5 protein-coding genes are annotated in these 6,662 nt (G+C 39.2%); all 5 read right to left on the reverse strand.

What is annotated here, in order from left to right; translation table 11 throughout:
• Positions 1-3 precede the first annotated feature (3 nt).
• Positions 4-873 (reverse strand): hypothetical protein, encoded by an 870-nt coding sequence (locus L4D19_RS29130; protein WP_428455278.1) that lies wholly within the window; start codon positions 871-873, stop codon positions 4-6.
• 588 nt (positions 874-1,461) lie between these two features.
• Positions 1,462-4,452 (reverse strand): DEAD/DEAH box helicase, encoded by a 2,991-nt coding sequence (locus L4D19_RS29135; protein ID WP_428455279.1) that lies wholly within the window; start codon positions 4,450-4,452, stop codon positions 1,462-1,464.
• Positions 4,453-4,877: 425 nt separating this feature from the next.
• Entirely contained in the window at positions 4,878-5,024 is a 147-nt protein-coding gene (locus L4D19_RS29140) for a hypothetical protein (protein ID WP_428455280.1), read from the reverse strand.
• A gap of 50 nt (positions 5,025-5,074) precedes the next feature.
• Positions 5,075-5,500, reverse strand: coding sequence for a PD-(D/E)XK nuclease superfamily protein (locus L4D19_RS29145; protein ID WP_428455281.1), 426 nt, complete (start codon positions 5,498-5,500; stop codon positions 5,075-5,077).
• Positions 5,501-5,509: 9 nt separating this feature from the next.
• Positions 5,510-5,758 (reverse strand): hypothetical protein, encoded by a 249-nt coding sequence (locus L4D19_RS29150; RefSeq protein ID WP_428455282.1) that lies wholly within the window; start codon positions 5,756-5,758, stop codon positions 5,510-5,512.
• Positions 5,759-6,662: the final 904 nt, after the last annotated feature.

Here is a 6,662-nt window from a genome sequence, read left to right on the forward strand (position 1 = left end):
TCATTATGTCCAATTCGGCCATTTTACTTTTGATTTATCTCTGTTTATTATCAAATTTATACGCCTGTTTTCAATTGGAACTAATTTATCAAACCTAAAATCGTCTTCTTTATTCGCCCTAACAACTCTAACTAGTGAAAAACCACTCTTAAAAGTAAATTCCTCAGGTAGGATTTTATTCTTTAGATTGTACCTTGAAGCCAACCACTCTCCACTCTTATTCAAATCTCCTCTTGAGTAAGTGATTGCAAAATCCCCGCAATTCTCAATGAATATATCACCTTTATCAAAAAGACCATTATTATTGACATCATCAAACGCGATAATTATACCGACGCCGAAAAAGGACTGCTCATAACCTTCATTACTATTATCTGGAGGAAGAGTTATGCTAGTATCGCATTTGCTATAGTCTCTGTCTGCCCTTTGTGATAGCTTACCATATTCGTTTCCATTTATATCTATATATTTCCGGTAACAGAGTTGTCCAATATGCGGGATCGGAATTAAGTTTAACTCAGCTGGAGGCTCTTTGAAATCGAGCCTAAAAGATAGTCTCCCAGATTCAGTATTTAGTTTCACAACTGCAGGAGATTGGTAACCCTCATTTGGGAAATCATCTTTTTCCCAATAGACCGTCACCTTTAAATTGTCTCCCGACTCCGCACCGGGTTCAATAATTATGTCACCCTCAACGTGGAAATTGTCTTGCTTAAATTGGGCGCCAATAATTTTATATAATTTGTCTATTGCTTCTGTGAATTGAGATAAGGCTATTACAACAACCCCTGCAAAAATCACGGGTGCAATCCACTTGTTGTTCTTCAACCACTGAATCATGCTATCCAGAGTATTTGGGTCTGATGAATTCATTCATATCCTTCTTAAAACTGGTGGAGCAGTCAGGGAAACATAACCTGTGTATAGTACGCATTCTCGTTTTTCTATCCTACAATTTGTCGCTGCAGACACTCTAATGCACTGAAAGTATAGTCTTTATCTCTCAATTACCCACGTCATCCCGCGACAAAAAGTCGCATGCACATTTAGAAATCCTATTAATTATAGTCCGACTATCTTAACTGTCTGAAAATCATCCACTGAATAGCCAACGACTAGATAGACGTCTAGTTTGATTAGATTTCAATAGCGGAATTCTGTCCTTTCAACTGCGAGTAAGTTTCAACGTTGCTCTACACTTCAATCAGCATTAGAAAATATACAGCAAAACAGTATTAACGGCCTATGATTGAGCTTTTGATCTAAATGAGAATGGGGCAAAGGTGTTGTTACGCCCCTCAGGTGTATCACATGCCTGGACATTTCAGAGTTACAGCTTTTGCTAAAGGATAATGATAAGTATGGCTAAGCATCTATGGTCTTTACCCACTGTAGTCTTTGCTGAATTCCTCTGTCCATAGACATCCAGTATAGTTGAAAGAATACCTATGAATCACACATCTAAGGACTCACAATAACTCTTAAGTTGACTCCACTAACTTCTTGTATGTACGCTTCAGTCGCACCAAGCACTGATAGCTGTTCATTTGATATCTGAGATTTACCTATTGCTGGTTGTACAATCGAGATACCAAGTTTAAATGATGCATATCTTGCTACCTTTGATAAGTGCAACAAGTCCTCGATTTTACCTTTATCAATTCTCGATGCCTTGTTTTTCCTTAGACGCGCACGTTCTCTCTCAATAAGTCTATCGATTAGCTTCTCTTTATCACCAAACCACTTAACACTTTTAACGGCTTGCCCAGCAACTTGATAAACGTCCTCCACTCTAGCCCTTGGTTTAGCGACACCGTTCGACTTAGAGCAATACTTGCAGTGGTATAGATCAATCGTCAGTTCTCTGTCTTCTTGATTCCTTATGGCTACAATATCGGCAACTTCACCAGAGCCATCGTCATCAAATACAACATCATATTCATCAATGATATTTTGTATTGTCTTATATTGGATTGAATTCGTTAGTCTTGCCTCTGTTTGGGACTCAACAGAAATATCAATACCAGCCCAGTTCCAACTCTCTACATGAGCTAAGTTATACAAGTACGCATAATCATCGCTAAGGTAATAGCGTAGTCCCCCATCAATTACTGAGGTATCAGCCAAGAAGAAAGTAGGTGGGTTTTCATTGAGGTACTCTGCCAACTCGACAGAGTGCTCACCTATATGTAGTTCTAGTAGATTGTCATGTGTGAACAGCACCTCTCCCTTTTGATTCAGAGTAGCTGTAATTACCTCATCTCCGTGTTCAGTTTTCAAACCCACAAAAACCATCAGGTGACTATCATTTTGTACAGGAGCAAAAGATAGTTCACAGTGTGTTAACGGCTCTTTCCAGTTAGGGCTAGAAATGAAAATCTTGGCGTTATCTTTTCTTAAAAGGGTTACAGGCCACTCAACGCTTAACACTGGAATATCTGGAAATTCCTCAAGTTCTTCGGTCTGCATCGCTGTCTTCATAACCGCATTGGTGTTAATACTATCGTCTAGTATTTTTGCACCGATATCTTTACACCAAGACACCCAATTATCTAACGAGTCGCTATCCATTGACCATACTTTACCTTTGTATGAACAACCGATACTAACTAGCCCTCCATTTTCAAAGCCTTTACCAAAAATATTCGATTTAATTGCGCGTTTAGCTTCAATGTCAGGTATTTGATCATTAATCTCTGTCCCTGTATGCATTGAGTAACGCAATCCTTTCTTGTTTTTGTTCAGTCCAACGTTTTGTAGCTTCAATCTACTTAGACCAGCTAATACACGAAACACTTGTTCACCTTGAACTTGAACAGCTCCTTTGGCAATTATACCCACAAGCCTCTTAACTAATCCGTCCTTTGCTGACGAGTGTACGAACAATAAACCGGATTTATTGTCATAGTAGGCGATATAAAGATCCCAAGATTCATCGTACAGTTCCTTTGATGATGTCCATCCGACTGACAGATAAGACTTCACAGAGAAAACAAGCGTATCTTGCTCATCGTTTATTATTGAGTCATATACTTGGAAGTTCTTATTGCCAAAAGTGTAGAAGTTCTCGGGTTGCCACTTAGCCAAGTTCATCCGATAAACAGTTGTACTAATGTTAGGAGTCAGACCCAAATCAAGCAGTTTACTTGGGGATGAAAACTCCTCTTTAAATGACTGATAACTCTTCTCATCATCAACTTTTTTCGCACTAATATCACTTACAATAGAGTTCCAATCAGAGTCTTCACGATAAAGTTCATCTAAATTGTCATTAACTTTTGGGTCAGCAATGTTAGCGATAAACTTAGCATTGCCAACATTTTCAGTTGTTCGAGTAAAACGCCCAGTAAACTGAAGCATTACATTTATGCTCTTATGAGGATCATGAACTGCTGAAACTTTCAACTGCGGAAGGTCAAAGCCTTCACCAAGCATGTTAGCGCACACGATAATCTTGTGCTTACCACTTTGAATTGAAGCCAAAATCTCTTTTTTCTGATTGACTTTACTCGTTAACAGTACAGGATTTAGGTCTGTTTCATTTTTATAAATTTCGAAGACCTGTTCGGCTCTCTTTATTGTGTTAGCCCTCGCCATTAATATATGGTCTAGCCCTGAACTTATGTCCTTTTTCAGAAGTTCAATCGCTTTACGGGCAATAACCACATCAGCGACTTCCTCAACAAACTCACGAACTGGATGAAACTCTATTGGCTTAAAATATCCATCCTCTTGTGCTTTGCTAAGTGGGTAATTAAATATGATCCTACCTTCAATTCTTGAGAGATCAGTTCGGAAAGGAGTAGCAGTAAACTGAAAAACAGGCTTACCTGTAAACTTGCTCTTTATTCTAGCCCAGCTCTTAGCTGTCACATGATGAGCTTCATCTACAATGAGATGAGAGCATTTTTCGGTTAACTTATTCAAATGACGTTTAGAGAACTGGGTAAGTGCTGACGCAGTAGTTACGATAACATTCGCGTCTGTGAGCTTTTCTAGAATGTCATCGCTCTGGACTCCTTGTTTTATCGTGGTCACTATCGGATTAGCGACACCTTCACCTATCAACCCCAATTCACGCAGAAGACCGAGCTTAACAAACTTACCTTTAGTCTGCTCTCTGAGCGCATCCGAGGGAACAACAACCAACGTCCTTTTGAACTTTCCAGCCACTACTATCGACAATATGGTTTCGGTTTTACCTGTCCCTGTCGGCATAACAATTGTCACCGCGCCACTTTCATCCGATCGTTCAAAACCTAGTGCAGCAAAAATTCCTCCGATTTGAGGTTTGCGTAAACCAGAAATGCGATTAGAAACATCCTCTTCTTTGAAAATGAAATTTGCTTTACACCAAGACTCATAAACATCATCCCTTGACATTGGTGAGTCACTTAGGTTCAACCAGCTTAATTCGCTCTTACCTATTGCATTTTCAATGAGAGTTGCCATGTAATGATGCTCCCTATCGGATTTACCTTTGCATAATATAATGCATACAAGCACATATTACATTGACACTGGAACAATGGTCAATTTGCAATCAATTACCACAGGCTTTATTACCGAATTCAGAGTTGGTACTAAGTCAACATTATCCGCATTAGAAAATTCAGGTCATATTTCAAACATCACAACGAGATAAATGACCAGCGCAGCTTGGGGCACTATTAAGTTGGAAAGTGCCAAGTGTGAACGTTCTATCGGAAAGCATACTAGCCAGAAATGAAACCTCAGTGCTCATAACCCTAAATGATGAAACGTTAAAATAGTCACATGACTTTCTTATCTGCTTTGCGGGTATATGAGCTGACTCCATTATTTTGGGGTTAGAATGACTTTTCTAGCAATATACGATGGGGCACGAAGCCCCTATTTCAGTCAGGTTTATTTCCTGTACCATTGCAATGCTGGCATTCCAGTGGTTCATAATCATCTTTACTTACGAACCATTTAGTTAAAGGGTTGGCTTTCCCCACACCTGTTCCTTTGCAGGATGGACATTCTTCTATCTCGTTATCCATATATTCACCTTTTCTTTGAAAATATAAGGCACCGAAGTGCCTCATTAATATCAAGCTACTTTTGGATCGTAATATCTAACTAACTGATTTTGTAGCTCATTAATGTTAAGTGCTAGTAACTTAGGAGCAATACTCTTTTGAGCATTTAGAAAATTGATTGCGCGATTATGCTTTAGTAACTCCTCACCGCCACAGACGACTAGGTATTCTTGATGTTCAGAATTAGCTGCATCCATTGCGGTATAGGCTAGCTTTTCGATAGCTGTACCATGTGACTCTTGATACTTAGCTGCTATCTGCACAGTTCCTTGAGCTGTATGTAAGACAAAGTGTGCGTAATCATTTTTCTCGGGAAATAGAGTACTAGGATATTGAACATTGCTTTCAAAGGTATTTGGTTGACCTGACGAGCTTTGTTTGAACCCTACGCTTTCTAGGCAAGTGCTTATGTCGTGTAAAAGGTGTTTTCTAGACATAAATTCCTCCTATCGCGACTTGTTAGATTGAGATAGAACAGATGCAGCTAAAGATTTTGTCTCTTTGCTGTACTTGGAACTTTGTAAGGCTATAGACGCTTTACTTTCCATATCAGAACTGGTCTGTCTTGATGTAGATGACTGTGAAAGAGCCGACCCTGCAAATGCTTTAGCAATTGCAGAAGAGTTTGGGTTATTAAGTGTTTGAGCAGCTAGTGAAGCTAAATCGCTTGAGGTTTGCTTTTTATTTTTTGGCATAGTCATGCTCCCATTATTGGTAAATCTTATTTTCAGTCCACCAATTGGATGCTATGCCAAAGTTCTCAAGTCTAGATGAGCATCGTACTTGGTAGGTAATTGTCTTAAGTGACCCCTGACAATCGTTAGGGGTTTTCTTTTTCGGCTATCTATCAATCTTCCTCCTATTTTACATTTAGCGCCCCCACAGACACAACATGTAGTGATTATAAATTTTACAACCACAAGATAGTGCTATATGTAATGGTTTTCAAGGTGGGGATCTTGGATGTGTTGTGGATAACTGACAAAATTGAAGAAATCAGTAAGTGACCGCTAACTTCCTGAATTAGAGAGGTTAAGAGGATTGCAAGTTTCGAATATAAAATTGGTTTAACTATAGCCATAACAAAAAAATATTGCTTGATTTTTGTACAAACTTAACTTTCAAGAATATTGCACCAAACCTCTTAAAAATGGATCAACAGGATCGGATCGTAGCTTTCGACATGCATTACTTTTGCTAGAACAAACACTCACTAACAGGATATGAATGAGTTTTAGTTCTAAATAATAATGGGGCAAAGGTGAGTCAGAGCAGATCGCCCTGACTCGTCACTGGACAAAAACGTGTTTCAAGTTGGCCTAGTGAATGTCTGGAAATGGCACAGAATTACCGCCTTTCGCAACTAAATCTCTACTACGTTCTCCCCTGATAGTGATAAAATCTCCGCATCAGAATTACCGAGAAACTCTATGTTTATCCATCATGTTAACGGCATCGACTGGCTGGTGATTACAGCTTTTGAAGAACTGAAAACTATATTTATCGAAGAAGCCGGTGCGATCCCCTTTTGCTTCTCTACCGCCAGCGAATTGAACCTGATTGATCAAGCCAAGCGCACTTATGGATATTTGCCTACAC

Origin of the sequence: Photobacterium kasasachensis (genome assembly GCF_050336885.1) — a bacterium.
Classification (GTDB): domain Bacteria; phylum Pseudomonadota; class Gammaproteobacteria; order Enterobacterales; family Vibrionaceae; genus Photobacterium; species Photobacterium kasasachensis.